This window comes from Streptomyces sp. NPDC033174 (genome assembly GCF_055577795.1).
In genome coordinates, this window is sequence record NZ_JBVIPQ010000002.1 from 49,331 (window position 1) to 71,208 (window position 21,878).

Sequence of the window (21,878 nt, forward strand, 5' to 3'; positions counted from 1 at the left end):
CCTCAGCTCCCCGCCGGTCGGACCAAGGAGGCGGCGGTACGCAGCAGGATGCACACGTCCTGCCAGAGCGACCAGTGGTCGATGTAGTGGTTGTCGAAGCGGCAGCGGTCCTCGATCGAGGTGTCCCCGCGCAGCCCGTGGACCTGCGCCAGCCCGGTCAGCCCGACCGGCATCCGGTGGCGGGCCGCGTAGCCCGCGTGCAGACGGCTGAACTTGGCGACGAAGAAGGGCCGCTCGGGCCGGGGGCCGACCAGGCTCATGTCACCGCGCAGGACGTTCCACAGCTGCGGCAGCTCGTCGAGCGAGCTGCGCCGCAGGAAGCCGCCGACGGCGCTCATCCGCTCGTCGCCGGCGACGCTCCACCGCGTCGCCGACTCCCTCTCGTCGGCCGGGCGGAGCGTGCGGAACTTCAGCAGCGTGAACAACCGCCCGTGCTGGCCGACCCGTTCCTGGCGGAACAGCACACCGGGACCGTCCGCCAGCCGGACCGCCACCGCGCACAGCAGCAGGACGGGAGCGGCGCAGGCCAGCATGAACCCCGCGACGGCGATGTCGAGCAGCCGCTTGGCGGTGTGGCCGCGACGGGCGCGCGGCGGGTCGACGCGCCGGCACTCGTACCCCCACAGGTGCTCGCTCATCGACGTGTCGCCCGCGGCGCCGCCCGCCCGCCACGTGGTGCAGCCGTAGTGCTGGAAGAGGGTCATGAGACCGCTGTCGTCCGTGAGGAACACCGCGTCGCGCACGGTGTTCTGGATGACCGCGCGGTGGATCTCCTCCATGGAGGTCAGCACCGGCAGCGCCGGGACGTCCGCACCGGACGACGGCGGCCCGTCGTGCCGCGCGCCGACGACGCCGACCGGCCGGATGCCGTACTCGGGGTGCTGGGCGAGTGCGGTGGCCAGCCGCTGCGCCGTGGCCTGCGCGCCGATCACCAGCGCCGATCGCGGACGCTCCCTCGCGGCCTGGCGCCGACGTGCGTGCAGGGCGGCGCGGCACAGGCACACGACGGTGAGATGGATGCCGTACGCGCTCGCCAGCGTGAGGAGCCCGATCGCGTCGCCGGGCGCGTACGAGGCGAGGAGTGCGGCGGCCACGCACCAGGCGGCGGCGGCCCGGGCGGCGAGCGCGGGTAGTTCGTCCAGTACGGACATGACGACGCCCGGCCGGTAGAAGCCCGCCGAAGCGTTCAACAACACCAGCAGAAGAGTGAGTTGGGCGAGCAGCCAGACATCTCGCTGCGGTACGGACAGTGGGGCGGCCGCCGCGAGCACCGCGACACAGTCCGCCGCCACCAGCGGAAGGGCGAGGGGCCGCACGGGCGCGGTCCGGCGCGGCGGAAGGGCCAGCCGGTCGGACGCGCTCCGCTGCGGCGCCACGGAGGTGAGGCCGGGAGCGTGCCCTGTTGTCGGCACGGTCCCGGACGAGGAGGGAACACTGGTGCTTTCCGTTGTCACTGGGAAATCGGCTCTCTGAGCTCGGGGCACTGCGAGCCGGCCACCTCGCGGTAGACATCCGCGATGGCCGCGCCGGTGCGCCGCACGTCGAATCTGCTGAGTACGTGCTGGTGGGCCTCGCGGCCCAGGATGTGAAGGAGTTCGGGCCGGCCGAGCAGACCGCCGAGGGCGGCCGCCAGCGCGGCCGGGTCCTCGGCCGGGACCAGACAGCGCTCCTCATGGCCCGGCGGCAGGCTCTCGCGCGCGCCGTCCACATCGGTGACCACCACGGGCCGTCCGCCCGCCATGGCCTCCAGCGGAGCGAGCGCCATGCCCTCCCAGCGGGAGGGAAGGACGAGCAGGTCCGCCGCGCGGTACCAGGGAGCGGTGTCCTCGACGGCTCCGGCGAAGACCACCGAGGCAGGAGCGCAGGCCCGCAGCCGTTCCGCGTCGGGGCCGTCCCCGACCAGCACGAGCCGGGCGTCCGGCACTTCGGCCAGGACCGCCGGCCACGCCTTCAGGAGGACGTCCTGCCCCTTCTGCCGGCACAGCCGCCCGACGCACACCACGGTCGGCGGCCGCGCCTCCTCGCCGACCACGCCGTCGACGGCGCGGTCCCCGGCGTTCGAGGCGAACCGCTCGATGTCGACACCGTTGTGGACGACCGACCACGACGCCCTGATCCCGGCCTTCTCGCCGGTCCGGCGCTCCGCGTCACTGACGCAGACGACCCGCGCGGTCCAGCGCGCGGCCCACCGCTCCCAGCGCCTGGCCAGCGTGGCCGTCGTACCGTCGACGGCCTCGAAGGACCAGGCATGCGGCTGGTACACCGTGGGCGTCCGGCCGCGTACGGCCATGCGGGCGGCGAGCCCGGCCTTGGCGCTGTGCGCGTGGACCACGTCGGGCCGGACGAGCCCGACCAGCTCGGTGACCCTGCGGCACTCCCGGACGAGCCGGGGCCCGGGGTCGCGCAGGGCGCGCCACGCATGGGCCTCACCGCCGTGCTCCCGCACGGCCTCGTCGAGCGGGGTACCGGGAGGGCAGGCCACCGCCACCCGCATCCCGTCCGCGACCTGCGCGCGCACCAGATCCGCCACCACGCGGGCGACTCCACCGTCACCCGGTTGCACCACATGGAGGACGGTGAAATCCGGAATGGTCGTCTCTGCCTCGGGCCCCACGTCAGTTCCGTGAGTCCGCCTGGAGGAAGAGAGCACCGAGCCATACGGTGTCCTTCCGGGTGGTAAGGCCGACATTGACCCGGTCGGCCCCATGACGCAGCGCACCCCGCAGATCGAAGACATCGGAGTCGTATCCCAGAGTGTTCTTGTGCCCGGGGGTTCGCCCGGCCGGACCCCTTCCGAAATCGGTGATGCTGGAGTTCATCACGTCGTCCGGGGAATTGGCCGGGTCGCCGAGTACGGCGCTGCCCCGGCCCGTTTCGACGGTCAGGGAATCGCCCTCGGTTCCCTGGTCCCCGTCATAGGCGACCATGCCGAGCAGGCCCTCCGCGTCCTTCGGAACGGCGAGGCCGCCGAGGCCGACCCGGAGCGGACCGGCGTCCGCGCCGACCGTGTCGAAGCCGTCCCACACCGCCAGACGGCGCAGTGGCTCGTCGCTCTTCTCGTACGCGACGACCAGCGTCCAGCCGGCCCAGGCGCCGACCGGCGAGCGGCCCGTCGCGCCGTTGATCTGCGCCACCGTGTACTGCCCCGGGCCGCCACCGCGGACCAGGCCGGTGACGTCCGCCGAGGCCTGGAAGGCGTCGGCGCCCTCCGCGATCCGATGGCCGACCGTGCTGTCCGCGAGGACCTCCCGGTACGACCCGCCCGGCTCGGCGATCAGTACGCGGCCGTTGTCCTCGGCGGGCCTGTGGTCACCGGCGAGGAGGTTGCCGCCCCAGTAGAGCCGCGCGTAACTCACCCGCGCGCCCTGGGGCATCCGTACCTCGGCGCGGCTGGAGTTGAAGGTGTTCGGGTCGTGGTCGACGTCCACGTGGACCAGGTCGAAGGCGTCGTTGGTCGCCGGGGCGGCACCCTGCCGCGCGGAGGTGCACGGCACCGCCCCGCTGCCCAGCGTCTTGGTGGCGCGGCAGCTCAGGGCCGCGTTGGCGGCACGCACGATCCCGCCGTGCTGGAGCGCGTGATACCGGAGGGCGAACGGCACGCGAGGGGCTTCCTTCGCCCGCGGCGCGGCGTCGGCCGGCAGTACGGCGGACAGAGCCGCGCAGGACAACGCACACAAGAGACCGCGACGCACAGCAAGAACCACTGAATTGCGCATACAGGTTCTCCGCTTTGATGAGTGAGGCGTGGCAACACCCGTGAAGAGACCGGGGAGTGGGAGGAGTGTCAGCCGCTCGGTGGATGTCCGGTCGGAAGGACCGGAAGCAAGGTTTGGGAACTTTATAACCCCAACACGGCGCGATACTAGGCATTAGATGCCCACTCAGGCTAACTTTCTTATCTCTTCGGATCGTTCTCTGCGGCGCGTGTTGCTCCATTCCCCGCCCATCACCCGTTCGGGAGAGCAACCGATGAATAAGTCATGCGTTCTTGATGGAGCCGGGCACATTTCCCGCACTCGCCTCAAGAAATCAATCGATCGAGGAGTACCTCTCCATGTCCCGTATCGCGAAGGCTGCTGTCCTGTCCGCGACCGTTGCCGCCTCTGTCGTGGGTGCCTCCGGTGCGGCCCTCGCCGACGCCGGAGCCCATGGCGCGGCCGTGGAGTCCGGCGGACTCGTCTCCGGCAACGTCGTACAGGTTCCGGTGCACATCCCGATCTGCCTCAGCGGCAACACGGTGAACATCGGCGGGCTGCTGAACCCGGCCATCGGGAACCGCTGCACCATCAAGGGCTGAGGTCAGGGCCCAGCCGCGGCCTCCTCAGACCGGCGCGCCGCCCCCATGGGGTGCGGCGCGCCGGTTTTTTCGGTGTTCGCACCCGTTCGGCGGGGGGACGCGCAGCCGTGCCGTGACCGTAGGAGCGGACGGGCGCCCCTGGTCAGAAGCCCGGTTTCACCCGATGAGCGCAATCACCCAGCGCGACGACCGGTTGCAGAGGGTTGTGGGCCGTTCGATGGTGAAGACACGTTTCCGGCGCATCCCGAAAGGACCCTTGTATGCGTCTCCTGGCACCCAGCCGTGTCGCAGCAGCCGCGATATGTGTTGCCCTCACCATCGGCGCGGCAGGCCCCGCCTTCGCCGACGTCAACGACTCACCCCTCGCGGCGAGATCCCTGGCTGCTCAGGTGTCCCACCCCGACAGCGTCGCGCTCCTCGAGAAGGTGGACTCCCTCTCCGACCTCGGCGAGGCCGTTGACCCGGTGTCCGACCTGATGGAGCGTGCGCTGAAGGCCGAGAACGGCCGCATATCGGCCGCCGAGGCCGAGGAGCTGGAGGCGGACATCGAGGAGGCGCTGGCGGAAATCAGGCGCCACCTTCCCGCCACACCCGCCACTCCGCCCAAGGCGGCACCGGACGCGGCACCCGAAGCCGCGCCCACGGACGTCGTGGACGACGCCCTGGCGGCACTCGAAAAGGCCCTGGACTCTCTGCTCGACGGGTTGCTGAAGGGCGACGCGCTCGGAGTGGTGGACCTCGTGAAGGGCACGCTCGACTCGCTGCTCGACCTCGTCACCGGGGTCGTCGACGGCATCCTGCCCGGAACGGCCCCGGCCGCCCCGGCGACCCCCTCGGTCAAGCCGCCGACCATATAGATCGGCCCCCCGACGCCGTGCCGGCTCAGCCCCGCTGAGCCGGCACGGCCGTGTGTGCTGAATCTGATCGGCAAATACGACTGCCTCTCATCATTCGGGTGCAGTGCCCAGAAATCCTTCCTCCCGGAGTTTCCGCCACGCGCAGGGCTCGTTACAGAAGGCAGAAGGACGTACAGAAGTCTCCAATAGGCCTGTGCGGTAAGTGACTTGCTTCCGCGAGGGAGCACGAGGGAAGGACTCGCTCAATGAAGCCCATGAAGGTTGCCGCGGTCGTCGCCGGTTCTGTGATGGCCATGGGGGTCGCCGCTCCGGCCTTCGCCGCCCCTGCCTCGCCGGTCAGCCTGAACGGTGCACTCGACTCGGTGGGCGGCAAGGCGCTCAAGACCGACGCGCTGACCAGCACGGCCGACGGTTCCGCCGTCGGGTCGGTGACGAAGGCCACGGACAAGCTGAACGCCACGACGAAGGCCACGCAGCTGCTCGGCGGCGTTCCGCTGGGTCACTAGCCACCGGCCGCTCGTCCTCCGGATTCTGTGGTGCCGCGCGTGTCGCAGACCAGTCATTTCTTCATGTCGGCCTCCGCCCTTTCGAGGGTGGGGGCCGACATGTTTTCGAGGGCTCGCGTTGCTGCACATGGGGGAATTTGGCGACTTAACCAGCGGCACGCTCGTTGTAAAGCACAGCAAGGACAGCCTCGTCGAAAAGCTCTTGAAGGACGTGCGCAGTAATGAACCTGCGATCTCAAGCCGGTCTGGGAATTATCGTCTCGTGTCTCGCCTCGGCGGCCCTGGCCTCTCCCGCGGCCGCCGCCCAGGTACCGGTCAACCTCCCGCTGGAGGGACTGGAGGCGGCTTCCCCCGCGCTGGACGCTCCCACCGTGCGCAGCGGTGTGCCGCTGCTGTCGCCGGGAGCGCCCACCGGATTCCAGGAGGGGGTGGGCGCCGGCGTCGTGGGCGCCGCGCTTCCGCAGGTCCCGTTCGCGAGTGAGCTCCCCCAGGCCGCCGTCGACGCTCCGCTGCCGCGCGTGGTCAAGGAGATCAACCCGGGCCGGGCGCTGCTCAGCTCGCCGAGCTCCGACCTGCACACGTCGACCCCGGGCGCCAGGTTCGCCGCGCCGCTCACCGCCCCGCAGGCGGAGCGCCGCGGAATGCCGGACCTGACGCTTCCGAAGTCCTCGGTCCTCACGCCCGAGCTGGCCGGAGACCTGAATTCCAACCTCGGCCTGCAGGCGCCGGAGGTCTGATCCGCGTTCCGGGTGCGGCCGACGAGGCAGGGTGAAGACACGGTTCTTCCCCGTCACCCGAACGATCGTTGCTCGTTACACACAGGGCTTGTCGCATGGCCTCGGCCCGCGAGTCCGTCTGCCCGCCGCCGTTTCCAGCGGTGGCCGCTCATCGGACTTGCGGGCCATCATTTATGCACCGTTGGGGGAATGTCCCCGGCAAGGCCGTTACCGGCTCCCCCTGGGCCGCGTTGAAGAAACATGATGACCGCGAAATTGTGGTCACCTTTCCACGTCCAAGGAGTATTGATGTCTCGTATCGCGAAGGCGGCCGCGGTTCTCGCCGGCACGGGTGCCGTTGCCCTCAGCGGAGCCGGTCTGGCCGTCGCAGACGCTGGTGCTCACGGTGCGGCCGTAAACTCGGGCGGTCTCGCCTCGGGCAACGTCGTTCAGGCCCCGATCCACATCCCGCTCTGCGTCAGCGGTAACACCGTGAACTTCATCGCGCTCCTGAACCCGGCCATCGGCAACCAGTGCGTGATCAGCGACGGTGGCCACGACGGCGGCTACGGCAGCTGATCCGCCTGCCACACGCTCCGCAAGGCCCCCCGGCCCACAGGCCGGGGGGCCTTCGCGTTAATCCGCGTAGCGGTAGATGCGGCTGTGGTCGAGAAGGGACGCCGGAGTGACGTTCCACGGAGGCATCGGCTCATGGAGCGCGACGACCCGGCCGTACTGCGCGGAACCGGGCGCGGGAGGGGTCGCGGGCAGATAGCCGGACCGAGGGTGCCGGCGCCGCCAACGGGACCAGAGGAGGTCGACGAAGGAGTGGTGGAGCCAGAACACGGGGTCGTTGACCGAGGCGCCGCCGAGCATCATGCCGCCGATCCAGCGGTGCACCCTGTTGTGGTTGCGCCAGCTCGCGTTCCCCCTGCCCCGCCCCCAGCCCTCGAGTCTGTTGCGGAACCCCGACGCGCTGGTGGAGTCCCAGGGCGCCACGTCATAGACGGGGTCGTCGGTCGCCTGCCGCAGGTCGGCCGCTGTCGGAAGGGCGAGTGGGTCGCGTGGGCGGCCCAGGTCCCGCGTGAGGAAACGGACATCGGTCATCGAGTGTCTGATCGTCCACCTGCCGCGGGAGTACGCGAACGGCCCGGTCATCACCTGCAGATCACCGCGACGCCCGTTGCCGCCCATGAAGTCCTCGCTCCACAGCGACGCGGCAGGGGTGTTGTCACGGGTCCAGTCCCAGTACGGCACGGTGACCGAGGGATCGACCCGCCGCAGTTCCCGCTCGAAGTCCAGCAGGAACTTGCGGTGCCAGGGAAGAAACGTCGGGGCCATGTGGGCCGCGCGCAGTTCGTCGTCGCCGTCGGCGACATAGAAGTCGATGTGGGTACGGACGAACTCGTCGTAGACACCCGAACGTTTGAGCTCCAGGACGGCGGCGACGAACTTCTTCCGCTCGGCGCTGGTGAGATCGCGCTGGTTCTTACGCGTGTACGCCACGCGGGTTCCCTCCGGTCGGTGCGCCATGACGGGCGGCGGCGGGGGCCGGAAGCGCGGTTCCCAGCGCGTCCACGGCCGTCCGGGCGGCCGCCCGGGGCGTCGGGCAGGATGCGTAGTGGTCGACGGCGCTGAGGTAACTGCCGTCCGCGCGCCGCATCAGATGCAGCGGGCGGCCGTCGACCAGGACATGGACGGCGCCGTGGTGCGGGACCGGTCCGCCCTGGATGCGGCGGCCCCGGTACATCTCGTCGAAGGCGAGGGACGCGTCCGCTTCCCCTTCGAGGGCTCGGTCCCCCTCCGGACGGGGGGTGGTGGCGATTCGGGCGAGGGCGCCGCCCGTGAAGGCGGCGGCGGCCAGGGTGAAGAGTGTGCGCAGTGCGGCCCGGCGCGAAAACATGAGCGACCTCCGTGTCGGTCGTGCCCGGCGTGTGGCGAAGGGCGGCGAACGCCCTCTGGGCACAACGAGCCGGTCCGCCGTTCGTTGCGGACGCACACGCGTTCCAGGGGGGACGTGGACGCATTGCGGCGCGGGATCCGCCGATCGGATGAAGTCGGGTCGGATGACCCCCTGTTGGGCTATTAGCATCCGGAACCATGACCTCACTCACCGCAGGTTCGGCCGACACTCCCTTCGCGAAGGTGCCCGGCGCGAGGGGCGGCGGACCCTCCCCGGGAGAGGACGGCCGGGCCGGGGGCGGACTCGTGGGTGCGAGCCGGGCGCTGGCGTGGCTGTTCGTGGTCACCGGTGCGGCCGGGCTGCTGGCCGCCTGGGTGATCACCATCGACAAGTTCAAGCTCCTCGAGGACCCGAACTTCCGGCCCGGATGCAGTCTGAATCCGGTCGTGTCGTGCGGGAACATCATGAAGAGCGAGCAGGCGTCGGTGTTCGGGTTCCCGAATCCGATGCTGGGGCTGGTCACCTACGGGATGGTGATCGCGATCGGCGTGGGCTTGCTGGCGGGTGCGCGCTATGGCCGGTGGTACTGGCTGGGTCTGAACGCGGGGACTCTGTTCGGTGTCGGTTTCTGCATGTGGCTGATGTATCAGTCGCTGTACGAGATCAATGCGCTGTGCCTGTGGTGCAGCCTGGCGTGGACCGCCACGATCGTCATGTTCTGGTACGTGACCTCGCACAACGTGCGTAAGGGCCTGTTGCCGGCGCCGGGGTGGCTGCGGCGGTTCTTCGGCGAGTTCACCTGGGTGCTGCCCGTGCTGCACATCGGGATCATCGGGATGCTCGTCCTCACCCGCTGGTGGGACTTCTGGACCAGCTGATCCTCAGGGAAGGCTCAGGCCGCCCCTGAGCGTGTCCAGGGTCCGGTCCAGGAGCGGGATCAGGTCGTCGCCCTGGCCGCGTTCCGCCCAGTAGAGCGTCGCCTCGCGCAGCGCGCCGAGGACGGCGGCCGTGAAGACCCGTACCTCCAGGTCGTCGGCTCCCCGGCCGGTGCGGTCGGCGATGGCGCGGGCCAGCAGCAGTGACGTCTGGGCCGTCGTCTCGGTCAGCCGGGCCCGGACGGCGGGGATCTCGACCATCAGACGGGCGCGCAGCCTGGTCTCCTCGGGCTCCCTGGTGAGCGCGGCGCTCACCGCTTCGAGGAGCACGGCCCGCAGCGACTCCAGGGGTTCCTCGCCGGCCGGGCGCGCCCGCAGCCGGGCGTCCATCAGCGCGTCGTCCTCGTCGGTGAGGAGGATGTCCTCCTTGACCGGGAAATAGCGCACGACGGTACTGGGGGAGACCTCGGCGGCCTCGGCGATCTGCTCGATGCCGGTGGCTTCGTACCCCCGCTCGGCGACGAGCCGGTAGGTCGCCCGCCGGATCGCGATCCGGGTCTTGAGCTTCTTCCGCTCGCGCAGCCCCATCACGGGACGGCCTCCGGTACCGGGATCGGCGTCGTGGTCGGCGGCCATGGGGGACATGGACGTCATTGTCCCGGTCAGCCGTGCTTGTAGGCGACCAGGGAGATGCCGACGTAGTGGACGGCGAACGCCGCGAGCGTGAGCGAGTGGAAGACCTCGTGGAAGCCGAAGTAGCGCGGGGAGGGGTTGGGGCGCTTGATGCCGTAGATGACCCCGCCCGCGCTGTAGAGCAGACCGCCGACGACCACGCAGACGAGCACGGCGACTCCGCCCGCGCGCATGAAGTCCGGGAGGAAGAAGACGGCGGCCCAGCCCATCGCTATGTAGCAGGGGGTGTAGAGCCAGCGCGGGGCGCCGACCCAGAAGACCCGGAAGGCGATTCCCCCGACCGCGGCCGTCCAGACCGCCCACAGGAGCGGCCGCCCGGTGGAATCCGGGAGAAGGAGCAGGGTCAGCGGGGTATATGTGCCCGCGATGATCAGAAAAATATTGGCATGGTCGAGCCGCCGCAGGATGGCCTCGCCGCGCGGACCCCAGGTGCCCCGGTGGTAGATCGCGCTGATGCCGAAGAGCAGGCAGGCGGTGAGGACGTAGATACCGCAGGCGATCCGGGCCCGGGGGGATTCCGAGAGCGCGACGAGCACGAGGCCGGCGACGAGGACGGCCGGGAACATGCCCGCGTGCAGCCAGCCGCGCAGCCGTGGCTTTATCTCGGTCACATCGGGAAGCGCTGCAGTCATGGGCCGAATGTTACCTACGCGTCCGTAAGTACTGTGCGGGAGTGGCCATGCTCACGTGGGCGACCCTCTGGACATATGGGCACTTGCGTCGGATGATCAAATGAGTGCGGTCGGCACCGGATGAGCGCCAGGCGGTTAACCCCGTGAAGCATCCGGGTCGCAGCCCCCACGGGGCATACACCTAAAAAACCCCTCAACAAGGAGCAATCGTGGCGCGCGACAACGCGGCTCCCACCACCGTCCCGACCCAGCACCAGGAGCTCGTCTCCTGGGTCGACGAGATCGCAGCAATCACGCAGCCGGACAGGGTCGTCTGGTGTGACGGTTCCGAGGCGGAGTACGAGCGTCTGTGCGAGGAGCTCGTCGCCAAGGGCACGTTCAAGAAGCTGGACCCGACGCTCAGGCCGAACTCGTACTACGCGGCATCCGACCCCTCCGACGTTGCGCGCGTCGAGGACCGGACCTTCATCTGCTCCGAGAAGGAGGAGGACGCGGGCCCCACGAACCACTGGAAGGCCCCGGCCGAGATGAAGGACGTCTTCGCCGGTGAGAAGGGCATCTTCCGCGGCTCGATGAAGGGCCGCACGATGTACGTCGTGCCCTTCTGCATGGGCCCCGTCGGCTCTCCGCTGTCCGCGATCGGCGTCGAGATCACCGACTCCGCCTACGTCGCCGTCTCCATGCGCACCATGACCCGCATGGGCCAGGCCGTCCTCGACGAGCTTGGCACCGACGGGTTCTTCGTCAAGGCCGTCCACACCCTCGGCGCTCCGCTCGCCGAGGGCGAGGCCGACGTGCCGTGGCCCTGCAACTCGACCAAGTACATCTCGCACTTCCCCGAGACCCGGGAGATCTGGTCGTACGGCTCCGGCTACGGCGGCAACGCCCTGCTCGGCAAGAAGTGCTACGCGCTGCGCATCGCCTCCGTGATGGCGCGCGACGAGGGCTGGCTCGCCGAGCACATGCTGATCCTCAAGCTCACCCCACCGCAGGGCGAGTCGAAGTACGTCGCCGCGGCCTTCCCGTCCGCCTGTGGCAAGACGAACCTGGCGATGCTGGAGCCCACGATCTCCGGCTGGACCGTCGAGACCATCGGTGACGACATCGCCTGGATGCGGTTCGGCGAGGACGGCCGGCTGTACGCGATCAACCCCGAGGCCGGCTTCTTCGGTGTCGCGCCCGGCACCGGCGAGCACACCAACGCCAACGCGATGAAGACCCTCTGGGGCAACGCCGTCTTCACCAACGTCGCCCTCACCGACGACAACGACATCTGGTGGGAGGGCATGACGGAGACCGCTCCGGCCCACCTGACGGACTGGAAGGGCAACGACTGGACGCCCGCGTCCGAGACGCCGGCCGCCCACCCCAATGCCCGCTTCACCGTGCCCGCCTCGCAGTGCCCGATCATCGCGCCGGAGTGGGAGGACCCGAAGGGCGTGCCGATCTCGGCGATCCTCTTCGGTGGCCGCCGCGCCTCCGCCGTGCCGCTGGTGACCGAGTCCTTCAACTGGCAGCACGGTGTCTTCCTCGGTGCGAACGTCGCCTCCGAGAAGACCGCCGCCGCCGAGGGCAAGGTCGGCGAGCTGCGCCGCGACCCGTTCGCCATGCTGCCGTTCTGCGGCTACAACATGGGCGACTACATGGCCCACTGGGTCAAGGTCGGCGCCAACGCCGACCAGGCGAAGCTGCCGAAGATCTACTACGTGAACTGGTTCCGCAAGAACGACGCGGGCAAGTTCGTGTGGCCCGGCTTCGGTGAGAACAGCCGTGTCCTGAAGTGGATCGTGGAGCGCCTGGAGGGCAAGGCCGAGGGCGTCGAGACGCCGATCGGCATCCTGCCGACCAAGGAGTCCCTGGACACCGACGGTCTGGACCTGCCCGAGGAGGACCTCGAGTTCCTCCTCAAGGTCGACACGGACGTCTGGCGCGAGGAGGCCGCCCTGGTCCCCGAGCACCTCAACACCTTCGGCGATCACACGCCGAAGGAGCTGTGGGACGAGTACCGCGCCCTGGTCGCCCGTCTGGGCTGATCCTCGCCCGACTTCGCGGCGGGGCAGTCGACATCCGCCCTGACCTGTGGGTCATCTCCTGACCCGTCGCGTTGCACGCCGGCCCCCGGAGCCCCCTCAGGCCCCGGGGGCCGGCGCTTTGCTGCCGAAAAACAAAAAAGGGGACCCCGGCTGCGGCCGGAGTCCTGGGATGGGTGGCACCCGGTCCGCGCGCCTCCCCGGCCCGCGGGACCGGGGCCGTCAGGGGGCGCCGACCAGTCGGGGCGAGGCCAGCGCGGCGGTGTGTGCGTCCATGCGCTCGGCGGCCAGGATGGCCGCGGCGGTGTCCGCCCGGGAGGCGGCGACGACCAGGGCGCGGCCCGCGAGGGCGTGGGCCCGCCTGTGGAGCTCCGGGGTCGCGTCGCCGCTGAGGCCCGCGTGCCGGGCGGGCGGGGCGCCGCGGAGGCGCGCCACCTGCTCGGCGATGCGCTCGCTCGCGGCGGTGTCGCCGATCTCGTCGGTGACGGCGAGCAGCGCGGCCAGATGGCCGGCGAGCTGGATGTCCAGCTCCTCCTCGCGCGAGCGGTGCGGGTACGCGTTCTGGTCGTCGTCGGCCATCCGGTGGACCGACTTGGTGCGGATCGGTTCGTACATGGGGATGGCCTCCTGCAGCAGCTGTGCAGCCATCCTAGCTTAGATTGGTTCTAAAGTTGAGTGATGTCCGGAGCCGCCCGGCCGGAGAGGGGCTACGGCTGGCCGTAGCCCTCCAGGAAGTTCCCGATCCGGGTGATCGCGTCGGCGAGGTCCTTCGCGTTCGGCAGCGTGACGATCCTGAAGTGGTCGGGCTCGTGCCAGTTGAAGCCGGTGCCGTGCACCACCATGATCTTCTCGGCCCGGAGCAGGTCGACGACCATCTGCCGGTCGTCCTTGATCTTGTATACGTCCGGGTCCAGGCGCGGGAAGAGATACAGCGCGCCCTTCGGCTTCACGCACGTCACGCCGGGGATCCTGGTGAGCAGGTCGTACGCCACGTCGCGCTGCTCCAGCAGCCGCCCGCCGGGCAGCACCAGGTCCTCGATCGACTGCCGGCCCTGCAGCGCGGCGGCGACCGCGTGCTGCGCCGGCATGTTGGCGCACAGCCGCATGTTCGCGAGGATCGTCAGACCCTCGATGTACGACGTGGCATGGGCCTTCGGGCCGCAGACCGCGAGCCAGCCGGACCGGAAACCGGCCACCCGGTAGTTCTTGCTCATCCCGTTGAAGGTGAGAACCATCAGGTCGGGGGCGATCGCGGCGGTCGGCGTGTGCGTCGTGCCGTCGTAGAGGATCTTGTCGTAGATCTCGTCGGAGCAGACGACCAGATTGTGCCGCCGGGCGATCTCGGTGATGCCCCGCAGCATCTCGTCGTCGTACACCGCACCCGTCGGATTGTTCGGGTTGATGACGACGATGGCCTTGGTCCGGTCGGTGATCCTGCGCTCGATGTCGGCGAGGTCCGGCATCCAGTCGGCCTGCTCGTCGCAGCGGTAGTGCACCGCCGTGCCTCCGGCGAGGGAGACGGAGGCCGTCCACAGGGGGTAGTCCGGGGCGGGGACGAGGACCTCGTCCCCGTCGTCGAGCAGTGCCTGCATCGACATCTGGATCAGCTCGGAGACGCCGTTGCCGAGGTAGATGTCCTCGACGGAGAGCGGGATGCCCTTGGTCTCGTAGTGGCTCATCACCGCGCGGCGGGCGGACAGCAGGCCCTTGGCGTCGCCGTAGCCGTGCGCGTCGTGCAGATTGCGCAGCACGTCCTCGAGGATCGCGGGCGGGCACTCGAAGCCGAACGCGGCGGGATTTCCGGTGTTGAGCTTGAGGATGCGGTGGCCTGCGGCCTCCAGTCGCATCGCCTCCTCGAGCACCGGACCCCGGATTTCGTAACAGACGTTGGCGAGCTTCGTGGACTGGATCACCTGCATGACGCGAGCTTACGGGGAGCGGCTTCGGCTCGCCTCGTGTTTTGGGACACGTGGGGGGTCACCGCGTGCCGTCGAGGCGGTGCGCGGGACGGAAGAAGGCGTTCGCCGCCGGGTGGAACATGAGCGCCGTCGCCGTCAGGACCGCCGCCAGGTGGATCACCCGACTGGTGGCGAAGACCAGGTCCAGGGCGCCGGCGTCGGCCAGTGCGGCGGTGACCGTGACACCGTCGGCCAGGGCCCGGACCGGCTCGACGACCAGGGAGAGCGTGCCGAGACCGCCGAGGCCGACGGCCAGGGCGATCCGGGCCCAGGCGCGCCCGCGGCGCAGCAGCGCCACCACGGTGAGGGCGACGCGAAGACCACGGTCCGCACGGCGATGCCGGAGGCGAGCTCGCCTCCCGACGCCGAACCGTCGGCCACCGTCCGGCCGACGAGAAGCACCGTCTCGAAGATCCCGGCCCCGATGGCGACGATCCACAGCCGATGGGCCGCGCGGACCGGGGCGGGCAGGACAGGAAGGCGGGCGGGGGCGAGCGCCGGAGCGGCGTGGGTGCGGGACATGGGGGCCTCGTTTCTGGGCGGTCGGTGCGACCTCCCGATCGTCGTCCCCGGCGGGCACCCGGGACACGCCCGCACGCCCCCGGATCCCGCGGGGGAAAACCCCAGGGACCGCCTCGGATAGGTTGACGGGTCATGTGGGTGTTGAGCGCGGCGCGGTGCCGGTGGCTGGGGGCGACCGGGTCGCTCGCCATCGCCCTGGGAGGTCTGGCCGCGGGGACGCTGCCGGCCCGCGAGCCCTGGGGCATCTGGGTTCCGCGGGGCCACGGCACGACCGTCGCCGCCGCTGTTCTCGCGTACCTCGGACTGACCCTGCTGGTCCTCGCGTGGTGGCGGTACGGGCGACTGCTCGCGGACGGTGCCACGCTCGGCGCACGCCGGACGCTGGTCACGCTCGGCTGGTGGACCGCGCCGCTGGCTCTCGCGCCGCCTCTGTACAGCGCCGATGTGTACAGCTACATCGCCCAGGGCGCGATGGTCGTCGAGGGCCACGACGTCTACACGTCCGGCCCCTCCGTCCTGGACCCGGGCGGCGTCGGTGGTGACGCGGCCGCGAGCGTCGGCGGCCACTGGCGCGACACCCCCGCTCCCTACGGCCCGGTCTTCCTTGTCCTCGCCCAGGCCGTCGTCAGGGTCACCGGAGGCGGCATCGTGCCCGCCGTCCTCGGGATGCGGATCCTCTCGCTGGCCGCGCTCGCCCTGATCGTGTGGGGCCTCCTGCGGCTCGCGGCCGCGCGGGGGACCGCCGCGAGCGGGGCCCTGTGGCTCGGCGCGCTCAATCCGCTGCTGCTCGTCCATGTCGTCGGAGGGACGCACAACGACGGACTGATGGCCGGCCTGATGCTGTGCGCGGTCGTCCTCGCGCTGCGCGGGCGCTGGGTGGTCGCCGGCGCCGTCGTCGGCCTGGCGATGATGATCAAGTCGCCGGCCGCCCTGGCGTTGCTCTTCATCGGTGTGATGGTGGTGCGGGCGGCGGACGGCGGGGTGGTCCGGCGGACGGTGAAGGCCTTCGTCCTGCCCGGTCTGGTGGCCTGCGCGGTCGCCGCCGGGGCGACGCTCCTGGCCGGGACCGGCTTCGGATGGCTGCGGACGCAGAGCGTCGCCGGGACCATCCACACCGCGCTCTCCCTCACCAGCGATCTGGGCCTGGGCCTCGGTCACCTCGGGCAGGCGCTCTTCGGCACGGACCCGGACCCCGTGAAGGCGGTGGTCCAGAAGGCCGGCCTGGTGGCCGCACTGGCGGTGATCGCCCATCTGGCGTGGCGGCGGCCCGACCCCGTCCACGCCCTCGGGCTCGCCCTGCTGGTGCTCGTCGCGCTCTCGCCGATGGTGCAGCCCTGGTATCTCCTGTGGGGCATGACGGTGATCGCCGCCACCGCCTGGGACAGCAGGCTGGGCCAGGTGCTGGCGGTCCTGTCGGCGGCGCTGGTGTACGAGACCCAGCCCTCCGGTCACACACCGGCGTACGGGTTCGTGCTGGCCGGGGCCGTGTGCGTACTGGGCGCCCTCTGGATCCGACGGCGGCCGTGGCCCCGGCCGGCCGGGGACCTCATCGCGTCCGGCGAATCGCCTTCCCCGCCAGGACGTCCGTACGCCGGCCGTCCTCGATGACGAACCGTCCGTCGATCAGGACGTGCGGGATGCCCACCGGCAGTGTGCGCGGCGCCTCGAACGTCGAGCCCGCCGCGACCGTGTCGGGGTCGAAGAGCACGAGGTCCGCGCGGTAGCCCTCCCGGATCAGGCCGCGGTCCGGCAGACGCAGGCGGGCCGCCGGACGCGAGGTGAGACGGGCGACGCACTCCTCCAGCGAGAGCACCCCCAACTCCCGTGCGTACCGGCCCAGATAGTGCGGGAACGTGCCGTACGCGCGCGGGTGCGGCTTGTCGCCCTGGAGGATCCCGTCGGAGCCGCCGGTGTGCACCCGGTGGCGCATGATCGCGCGGACGTTCTCCTCGTGACCGACGTGCTGGAGGATCGTCGTGCCGAGCCGGTCGTCGATCAGCAGCCGGCGGGCGGTCACCCAGGGTTCCTCGCCGCGCAGGTCGGCGGAGTACTGGATCGTCCTGCCGACCCGGTCCGCCAGAGCCGGGTCGGACACCCCGGAGATCTCGATGGTGTCCCACTCGATCGGTACGCCGTGGCAGCCGTCCGCGCCGACGACCTCCATGTGGTGGCGGATCCGCTCGGCGGTCGCGTCGTCCCGGAGCCGGGCCAGGACGGCCTCGGGGCCGCCCTCGCCCGCCCAGCTGGGCAGCATCGCCACCAGCGTCGTACACCCCGGCGTGTAGGGGTAGGTGTCCAGGGAGATGTCCGCGCCGGCGTCGAGGGCGTCGTCGAGCAGGGCCAGCAGGTCGGGCGCCCGGCCTTCGTTCACGCCGAAGTTCATGGTGGCGTGGGCGAGATGGAGCGCGCAGCCCGCCTCGCGCGTGAGGGTCACCATCTCCTCGTACGCCCCGAGGGCCCCGGCGCCGTACGAGCGGTGGTGCGGGCAGTAGTAGCCGTCGTAGCGGGCGACGACCCGGCACAGCTCGGTCAGTTCGGCGTCGTCCGCGTACATGCCGGGGGTGTAGGTGAGGCCGGAGGACATCCCCACCGCGCCCTGTTCGAGGCCCTCGGCGACGAGCCGCTTCATGTGGGAGAGCTCGTCGGATGTCGCGGGGCGGTCGTCCCAGCCGACCGCGAGCATCCGGACCGTGCCCTGGGGGATGAGATAGGCGGCGTTGACGGCGATGCCCCGGCCGCCGAAGTTCCGGTCGAGGCGGTCCAGATACTCGCCCACGGTCCGCCAGTCGAAGTCGATGTCGGAGCCGTCGCCGTTCCAGCCGGTGACGGCCCTGCGGACCTCGGCCAGGGTGCGGTCGTCGACGGGGGCGTACGACAGGCCGTCCTGGCCGAGGACTTCGAGGGTCACGCCCTGCGCGGCCTTCGCCTCGTGCGCGGCGTCGCGCAGCAGCGCCAGGTCGCTGTGCGCGTGCATGTCGATGAAGCCGGGGGAGAGGGCGAGTCCCCCGGCGTCCACCATCCGCCGGGCCGTGGGGCGCGGGCAGCCGGCCGTGGCCGCCTCCTTGACGATCGCGGCGATTCGTCCGCCCTCCAGGGCCACGTCGGCGCGGTAGGAGTCCCCACCGGAGCCGTCGATGACGGTGGCGTCGCGCAGGACCAGATCCATGGCCGGGGGCTCCTAGAAGAAGGTGCGGATGTAGTCCGTGACCGTGCCGTCCGCCTCCACGACGGGGATCAGCTGCCACTTGTCGAAGGACGTGCAGGGGTGGGAGAGGCCCATCCCCACCCAGTCGCCGACCTCCAGGTCCGCCTCGGGGGCCGTGCGCAGCCAGCCGTGCTGGTCCGACAGGCCGGTGAGCGTGATGCCCGTCGCCTCGCGGGTCCGGCCGTCGCGGGCGGAGCGGACCACCTGTGCCTCGGGGAGGTCCAGGTCGTGGGCGGCGTCGCGCTTGCCCGCGTTCGTGAACGCCTGCTCGGGCGTGGGGCGGGAGACGACCTGGGCCCAGAGCCGGAACGCGGGCTCGAGCGCGCCCTCGCCGGGTACCCGGTTGAAGGGGGTGAGCCGGCGGTAGTGGCCGGAGTCGTGCGAGACGTAGGCGCCGGACCGCAGCAGCTTGAGCACGGGCCGGGAGAGCGCCGGGATCTCGCCGAAGACGTCCGCGACCGCGTCGAACCAGGCGCTGCCGCCCGCGCTGACCACGATCCGGTCCAGGTCGGCGGAGAAGCGGCCGGCCTTGTCGAAGTCGGTGGCCAGGGAGGTGAGCCGGCGCAGCCAGGCGTGGACCCGCTCGGGCGTGGCGTCGGGGACCTCGCCCTCGTAACCGGCGACGCCCACCAGGCGCAGGGCCGTCGAGGCGGCGACCGCGTCGGCGACGGCCGTGCAGTCGGCATCCGTACGGGCTCCGGTGCGGGCACCCTCGCCCGCGCCGAGCTCGACGACGACGTCCACCCGGCGGGAGGAGCCGGCCAGCGCCGCGTCCATCAGCTCGACGCCGCGCACGGAGTCGACGTAACAGATGAACTCGAAGGAGGGGTCGGCATCCAGCTCTCGGGCGAGCCAGCGCAGGGCGGCCGCGTCGACGATCTCATTGGCGAGGAAGATCCGCCGGATGCCGAACGCGCGGTAGACGCGGGCCTGGTGGGGGACGGCGGCGGTGATGCCCCAGGCGCCGTGTTCCATCTGGCGGTCGAAGAGCTGCGGGGACATCGAGGTCTTGCCGTGCGGGGCGAAGGCGAGGCCGTGGCGGAGCGCGTAGGTCTCCAGGAGCCGCAGATTGTGCTCCAGGGCCTCGGCGGAGAGCGCGAGCACGGGGGTGGTGAAGCCGCCGGTGAAGAGGTCGCGCCGCTCGGCCGCCAGTTCGCCGACGGTGAGACCCTCGGCGTCCGGCGGAAGGCCCTTGAAGCGGTGGTCGACGCGTTCGCTCGCCAGCTGCTCGACCGGGTTCTCGGCGTGCACGGAGCCTCCTCGGGGCGTTTGCGTTGCATTATGTGCAACGACCATTGCGTATATCGCTTGATGCTGTCTAACATCCGGGCCAACGCCGGGTCAATGGACCCGCACGAGCGAAGAGGAGCCCCCCGGGTGAGCGGAACTGGTGCCGTGGACGTCGTCTGCCTCGGCGAATCCATGGTCACGTTCCTGCCCTCCCGCCCGGGCCGCCTCGCCGACGTCCCCTCCTTCGCCCGCACGATCGGCGGCGCCGAGTCCAACGTGGCCTGCGCCCTCGCCGCCGCCGGACACACCGCGAAGTGGGTCAGCCGGGTCGGCGCCGACGGCTTCGGCGACCATCTCACCCGGGCCGTCGCCGCGTACGGCGTCGACGTCTCCGCCGTCGGCCGCGACCCGCACCGGCCCACCGGCGTCTACTTCCGCACCGCCACCGACCGGTCCACCGACGCCCACGAGGTCGTCTACTACCGGAGCGGTTCCGCCGCCTCCGCGATGTCGCCGCGGACCGTCCCCTACGAGGACGTGGCCGGCGGCCGCATCCTCCATCTGTCCGGCATCACGGCCGCGCTCTCCGCCGACTGCCTGGCCCTGATGCGCGAGCTCACCGGCGCCCGGCCCGGCCGCCCGGTCGTCTCCTTCGACGTCAACCACCGGCCCGGTCTGTGGGCGGGGACGTGCGGCGGGCGGATCCTGCTGGACCTCGCGCGCGGCGCCGACCTCGTCTTCGTCGGCGCGGACGAGGCCGAGGACGCCTGGGGGCTGATGGGCCCCGAGGCGATCCGCTCGGCGCTCCCGGAGCCGCGGACGGTGGTGGTCAAGCAGGGCGCGAAGGGCGCGGTGGCGTACACCCGCCGCGCCGGCGCCGGCGACGGCGACGGCGGCCCGGCCGCCGACGACACCGTCACCTTCGTCCCCGCCCCCCGCGTCGACGTCGTCGCCCCCGTCGGCGCCGGTGACGCCTTCGCCGCCGGATTCCTCTCCGCGACCCTGCGCGCCCTGCCCGTCCGCGACCGCATCCGGCACGGACACCTCATGGCCGCCGCCGCACTCACCGTCCCCGGCGACCTCGGCGCCCCGCCCCGCGCCGCACACGCCGACCGGCTGGCGCGGCTCGACGACGACGCCTGGGGGAGACTGCGTCTCGGCCCCGGGTGGACGGGGGACGACCAGGAGGTACGTACACCATGAGCCAGACCGTCGACCGCGCGCTCAGCATCCTGCCGCTGCTCGCCGAGGGACCCGCCGACCTCGGACAGGTCGCCGACCGGCTCGGCGTCCACAAGTCCACCGCGCTGCGGCTGCTGCGCACGCTCCACGAGCACGGACTCGTCTACCGCCAGCAGGACCAGCGCTACCGCCTCGGCGCCCGCCTCTTCGCCCTCGCCCAGGAGGCCGTCGAGAACCTCGACGTCCGTGAGATCGCCCACCCCCACCTCGTAGCCCTCAACGAGAAGATCGGGCACACCGTCCACCTCGCGGTGTACGAGGAGAGCGAAGTCCTCTACATCGACAAGGTCGAGAGCCGCTATCCGGTCCGGATGTACTCGCGGATCGGCAAGCCCGTCGCCATCACCGTCGCGGCCGTGGCGAAGCTGCTTCTCGCCGACCTCACCGAGCCCGAGCGGACCGCCCTCGCCTCGAAGCTCGACTACCCCATGTACACGCCCCGTTCGATCCCGAACGCGTCCGCCTTCCTCAAGGAGCTGGCGACCGTACGCGAACAGGGCTGGGCCACTGACCTCGGTGGCCACGAGGAGTCCATCAACTGCGTCGCGGCCCCCATCCGGGGCGCGGACGGCCGGGTCGTCGCGGCGATGTCGGTGTCCGCGCCGAACGTCGTGGTGACGGCCGAGGAACTCCTCACCCTGCTCCCGCTGGTGCGGCGCACCGCCGACGCCATCAGCCGCGAGTACTCAGGCACCGCCCCGACCAAGGACCAGTGAATGACCGAGAAGACCGCCCTCACCCCCGCCACGCACACGACCCCGCCCGCCAAGTTCTCCCACGGCGTCCGCAAGGGCAACATCCTCCAGGTCGCCGGGCAGGTCGGCTTCCTCCCCGCCGTCGAGGGCCGGGCGCCGACGGTCGCGGGCCCCAGCCTGCGCGAGCAGACGCTCCAGACCTTCGCCAACGTCAAGGCGATCCTCGAAGAGGGCGGCGCGAGCTGGGACGACGTGATGATGATGCGCGTCTACCTCACCGACGTGGACCACTTCGCCGAGATGAACGAGATCTACAACGCGTACTTCGAGGAGCAGGGCCTGAAGGCCCCCGCGTCCGCCCGCACCACGGTCTACGTCGGCCTTCCCGCGGGACTGCTCATCGAGATCGACGCCCTGGCAGTCCTGGACTGATCCCTCTGAATCCCCACCCGCCGTACGGCGCGGCGCTCGTCCCCCGAGCGCCGTGCCGCGATCCCCCCTACCCAAAAACGAGGTC

General features: G+C 71.0%; 23 protein-coding genes. 11 read left to right on the forward strand and 12 right to left on the reverse strand.

From position 1 onward, the window contains the following. Positions 1-2: 2 nt before the first annotated feature. From ACZ5VC_RS06485 to ACZ5VC_RS06495, 3 genes are read right to left on the reverse strand one after another with little or no spacing between them, the layout of a single operon-like run. Positions 3-1,454, reverse strand: a complete 1,452-nt coding sequence (locus ACZ5VC_RS06485) for a sugar transferase (protein ID WP_469118994.1) — start codon at positions 1,452-1,454, stop codon at positions 3-5. Then, a complete protein-coding gene (locus ACZ5VC_RS06490) occupies positions 1,451-2,614 on the reverse strand; it encodes a glycosyltransferase (RefSeq protein ID WP_469118995.1) in 1,164 nt (387 codons plus the stop codon). Before ACZ5VC_RS06490 ends, ACZ5VC_RS06485 begins: the two co-directional genes overlap by 4 nt. Before the next feature lies 1 nt (position 2,615). Next, positions 2,616-3,716 (reverse strand): DUF3344 domain-containing protein, encoded by a 1,101-nt coding sequence (locus ACZ5VC_RS06495; protein WP_469118996.1) that lies wholly within the window; start codon positions 3,714-3,716, stop codon positions 2,616-2,618. A gap of 338 nt (positions 3,717-4,054) precedes the next feature. Between ACZ5VC_RS06495 and ACZ5VC_RS06500 the strand changes: the two genes are divergently transcribed. The 5 genes from ACZ5VC_RS06500 (at position 4,055) to ACZ5VC_RS06520 (ending at position 6,955) form a co-directional block, all read left to right on the forward strand. Continuing rightward, positions 4,055-4,297, forward strand: a complete 243-nt coding sequence (locus ACZ5VC_RS06500; RefSeq protein ID WP_469118997.1) for a chaplin — start codon at positions 4,055-4,057, stop codon at positions 4,295-4,297. Positions 4,298-4,557: 260 nt separating this feature from the next. Further along, positions 4,558-5,154, forward strand: a complete 597-nt coding sequence (locus tag ACZ5VC_RS06505; protein WP_469118998.1) for a hypothetical protein — start codon at positions 4,558-4,560, stop codon at positions 5,152-5,154. A 245-nt stretch (positions 5,155-5,399) separates the two neighbouring features. Then, positions 5,400-5,660 (forward strand): hypothetical protein, encoded by a 261-nt coding sequence (locus ACZ5VC_RS06510; RefSeq protein ID WP_469118999.1) that lies wholly within the window; start codon positions 5,400-5,402, stop codon positions 5,658-5,660. A 221-nt stretch (positions 5,661-5,881) separates the two neighbouring features. Further along, positions 5,882-6,397 (forward strand): hypothetical protein, encoded by a 516-nt coding sequence (locus ACZ5VC_RS06515; RefSeq protein ID WP_469119000.1) that lies wholly within the window; start codon positions 5,882-5,884, stop codon positions 6,395-6,397. A gap of 288 nt (positions 6,398-6,685) precedes the next feature. After that, positions 6,686-6,955 carry a chaplin gene (locus ACZ5VC_RS06520; protein ID WP_469119001.1) on the forward strand — a complete coding sequence of 90 codons (270 nt, stop codon included), beginning with the start codon at positions 6,686-6,688 and terminating at the stop codon, positions 6,953-6,955. A gap of 57 nt (positions 6,956-7,012) precedes the next feature. On the opposite strand, the gene ACZ5VC_RS06525 is transcribed toward ACZ5VC_RS06520, so the two are convergent. Continuing rightward, entirely contained in the window at positions 7,013-7,882 is an 870-nt protein-coding gene (locus ACZ5VC_RS06525) for a tyrosinase family protein (protein WP_469119002.1), read from the reverse strand. Beyond that, positions 7,866-8,279: a tyrosinase family oxidase copper chaperone gene (locus ACZ5VC_RS06530; protein WP_469119003.1), complete on the reverse strand. Its 414-nt coding sequence runs from the start codon at positions 8,277-8,279 to the stop codon at positions 7,866-7,868. The genes ACZ5VC_RS06525 and ACZ5VC_RS06530 overlap by 17 nt, the downstream gene beginning before the upstream one ends. Before the next feature lie 197 nt (positions 8,280-8,476). Here ACZ5VC_RS06530 and ACZ5VC_RS06535 point away from each other — a divergent pair, with 197 nt between their 5' ends. Next, the gene (locus tag ACZ5VC_RS06535; protein ID WP_469119004.1) at positions 8,477-9,157 is read left to right on the forward strand and encodes a vitamin K epoxide reductase family protein; all 681 of its coding nucleotides are present in this window, start codon (positions 8,477-8,479) and stop codon (positions 9,155-9,157) included. 3 nt (positions 9,158-9,160) lie between these two features. On the opposite strand, the gene ACZ5VC_RS06540 is transcribed toward ACZ5VC_RS06535, so the two are convergent. Both ACZ5VC_RS06540 and trhA read right to left on the reverse strand, forming a co-directional pair. Further along, the gene (locus ACZ5VC_RS06540; protein ID WP_469119578.1) at positions 9,161-9,790 is read right to left on the reverse strand and encodes a TetR/AcrR family transcriptional regulator; all 630 of its coding nucleotides are present in this window, start codon (positions 9,788-9,790) and stop codon (positions 9,161-9,163) included. A 26-nt stretch (positions 9,791-9,816) separates the two neighbouring features. Then, complete coding sequence (trhA, locus tag ACZ5VC_RS06545) at positions 9,817-10,479, reverse strand: PAQR family membrane homeostasis protein TrhA (RefSeq protein WP_469119005.1); 663 nt, start codon at positions 10,477-10,479, stop codon at positions 9,817-9,819. A 209-nt stretch (positions 10,480-10,688) separates the two neighbouring features. Between trhA and ACZ5VC_RS06550 the strand changes: the two genes are divergently transcribed. Continuing rightward, positions 10,689-12,512: a phosphoenolpyruvate carboxykinase (GTP) gene (locus ACZ5VC_RS06550; RefSeq protein ID WP_469119006.1), complete on the forward strand. Its 1,824-nt coding sequence runs from the start codon at positions 10,689-10,691 to the stop codon at positions 12,510-12,512. Positions 12,513-12,731: 219 nt separating this feature from the next. On the opposite strand, the gene ACZ5VC_RS06555 is transcribed toward ACZ5VC_RS06550, so the two are convergent. The 3 genes from ACZ5VC_RS06555 to ACZ5VC_RS06565 all read right to left on the reverse strand — a co-directional run bounded on the left by ACZ5VC_RS06555 (position 12,732) and on the right by ACZ5VC_RS06565 (position 14,765). Then, positions 12,732-13,124, reverse strand: coding sequence for an SCO4983 family protein (locus ACZ5VC_RS06555; protein ID WP_469119579.1), 393 nt, complete (start codon positions 13,122-13,124; stop codon positions 12,732-12,734). A gap of 92 nt (positions 13,125-13,216) precedes the next feature. After that, positions 13,217-14,428 carry a pyridoxal phosphate-dependent aminotransferase gene (locus tag ACZ5VC_RS06560; RefSeq protein ID WP_468714485.1) on the reverse strand — a complete coding sequence of 404 codons (1,212 nt, stop codon included), beginning with the start codon at positions 14,426-14,428 and terminating at the stop codon, positions 13,217-13,219. 58 nt (positions 14,429-14,486) lie between these two features. After that, on the reverse strand, positions 14,487-14,765 hold the full coding sequence (locus ACZ5VC_RS06565; RefSeq protein ID WP_469119007.1) for a hypothetical protein: 279 nt from the start codon (positions 14,763-14,765) through the stop codon (positions 14,487-14,489). A 356-nt stretch (positions 14,766-15,121) separates the two neighbouring features. On the opposite strand from ACZ5VC_RS06565, the gene mptB reads away from it, so the two are divergent. Beyond that, positions 15,122-16,597: a polyprenol phosphomannose-dependent alpha 1,6 mannosyltransferase MptB gene (gene mptB / locus ACZ5VC_RS06570; protein WP_469119008.1), complete on the forward strand. Its 1,476-nt coding sequence runs from the start codon at positions 15,122-15,124 to the stop codon at positions 16,595-16,597. Here mptB and ACZ5VC_RS06575 read toward each other — a convergent pair. Together ACZ5VC_RS06575 and ACZ5VC_RS06580 are read right to left on the reverse strand one after the other, a co-directional pair. Then, a complete protein-coding gene (locus tag ACZ5VC_RS06575; RefSeq protein ID WP_469119009.1) occupies positions 16,536-18,155 on the reverse strand; it encodes an N-acyl-D-amino-acid deacylase family protein in 1,620 nt (539 codons plus the stop codon). The two genes, mptB and ACZ5VC_RS06575, sit on opposite strands and share 62 nt — an antisense overlap. Before the next feature lie 12 nt (positions 18,156-18,167). Continuing rightward, positions 18,168-19,490, reverse strand: coding sequence for an amino acid deaminase (locus ACZ5VC_RS06580; RefSeq protein ID WP_469119010.1), 1,323 nt, complete (start codon positions 19,488-19,490; stop codon positions 18,168-18,170). Between the two features lie 126 nt (positions 19,491-19,616). Between ACZ5VC_RS06580 and ACZ5VC_RS06585 the strand changes: the two genes are divergently transcribed. The 3 genes from ACZ5VC_RS06585 to ACZ5VC_RS06595 are packed head-to-tail and all read left to right on the forward strand — an operon-like array spanning position 19,617 to position 21,793. Then, positions 19,617-20,627, forward strand: coding sequence for a sugar kinase (locus tag ACZ5VC_RS06585; RefSeq protein WP_469119580.1), 1,011 nt, complete (start codon positions 19,617-19,619; stop codon positions 20,625-20,627). Continuing rightward, entirely contained in the window at positions 20,624-21,382 is a 759-nt protein-coding gene (locus ACZ5VC_RS06590; protein WP_469119011.1) for an IclR family transcriptional regulator, read from the forward strand. Before ACZ5VC_RS06585 ends, ACZ5VC_RS06590 begins: the two co-directional genes overlap by 4 nt. Then, the gene (locus ACZ5VC_RS06595) at positions 21,383-21,793 is read left to right on the forward strand and encodes a RidA family protein (RefSeq protein ID WP_469119012.1); all 411 of its coding nucleotides are present in this window, start codon (positions 21,383-21,385) and stop codon (positions 21,791-21,793) included. Positions 21,794-21,878: the final 85 nt, after the last annotated feature.